The organism is Flavobacterium agri, from assembly GCF_013401995.1.
Lineage (GTDB): Bacteria > Bacteroidota > Bacteroidia > Flavobacteriales > Flavobacteriaceae > Flavobacterium > Flavobacterium agri.
This window is the reverse complement of sequence record NZ_JACBJI010000019.1, coordinates 3,188-4,504: the sequence shown is the minus strand read 5'-3', so window position 1 is coordinate 4,504 and position 1,317 is coordinate 3,188. Positions and strand designations below refer to the sequence as shown.

Below are 1,317 nucleotides of genomic sequence, written 5' to 3'. Positions count from 1 at the left end.
TCAGTATAGTTATTAAGCTGATTTTTCCAATGTTCTTTTCGAGTCATTTCGCGTAATATGGCATATAACGTTAGGCCTATTCGCGCAGTCGCGGCCTTTCGGAGATTGTTCTCTCCGGCGTGATGAAAGGTAGCAAAACTTTTGATTTTTTCTAACTTAGAAAGTTTGAAAAAATCATTGTTTTGCGGAATTGGAAAATAGGCGTGAGGCTACCCAGAACCAGCGATTGCGTGAATAGGCGGTTATAAGCTGGCCGTATCAGATTATTTTGTTTTTATTTTATATTCGGAAACTTTGAGTATGACATTTTTACCGGCTGACTTAAACTCAAAGAAGTAAGCAAAATCTATTCTTTGAGTTTTGTCTCTAATGTATCCTTGACACGCACCAAATTTTCCATGAGAAAGTATTTCTTTAATACTCAGTTCAGTTATTTCTGAAAAAGTTGATGAATATTTATCTAAAGTTAGCTTTCCAATTATTTTATCTTCCCCAACTTTCTCTAACTCAAATTTATCATCTAATAAACTATCAAACTCTTTGAATTTGTTTTGATAAAGCGAAATTATAAAGTTTTTGACAGCTCTTCTTTTAGGCGCATTATCACAGTCATCTGGGTAGGATATCTTCATGTTATGGATATTTTTCTTCGGTGATTTTTAGTCGGCTTGCTTATAACGTTCGGCGGCTTGCCGACCGTGGCAGCCTTGCGGAGATTGTATTCTCCGACGTGAAGATACGAAGTTCTGGAAAGAGATCGTCCCGTTAGTCATTCCACTGCCATGGCGGGAAGCCGCTGTTACCTGCGGTTATATCCTAAAAATAAAATATGTATATGATAGAGATTATGCTTATTGCCATTGTGGAAAAAACCAAACCGATTTGAAATATCTTTTTGTCATTGAAACAATTGATCAATGTAAGTAAAGTTGACACTAGGAACACAGATGCAACTGGCATGTTGGAGAAAAAACCAACGTACACATTTTGTTTATTCTCCAGAATAACGATTTCTTGAGTATTCGAAAATATTGGGGATTGCACAACGCTGATATAGGCTTTTCGCTCTAAATCTATTTTAGGAAATTTACCTAGTAAAAAAATCTCTCCATCCGTAAAGGAAACCAAATCTCTTTTAACATAACTTGGCCTTCGCCCGCTGCCATATTTTCTCTGTACAGAATAAATACTTTCCAACTGACCAGTTTTCTTAATATTTCCCGGTAGAGCCAAGTCAAGGCCGACTAAGACAACTAAAACCAAGTTGTAATAAATAATTCTGAGAACAGTTTTTCTTTCCATCGAGTTTTGATAATC

Annotated in this window: 2 protein-coding genes; both read right to left on the bottom strand. The window is 36.2% G+C overall.

The window, feature by feature from the left end; all coding sequences use genetic code 11:
* Nucleotides 1-263: 263 nt before the first annotated feature.
* A complete protein-coding gene (locus HZF10_RS17715; protein WP_176007580.1) occupies nt 264-632 on the bottom strand; it encodes a hypothetical protein in 369 nt (122 codons plus the stop codon).
* Nucleotides 633-816: 184 nt separating this feature from the next.
* Nucleotides 817-1,317: hypothetical protein (locus tag HZF10_RS17710; protein WP_217703409.1), on the bottom strand; the 501-nt coding region annotated here is incomplete at its 5' end.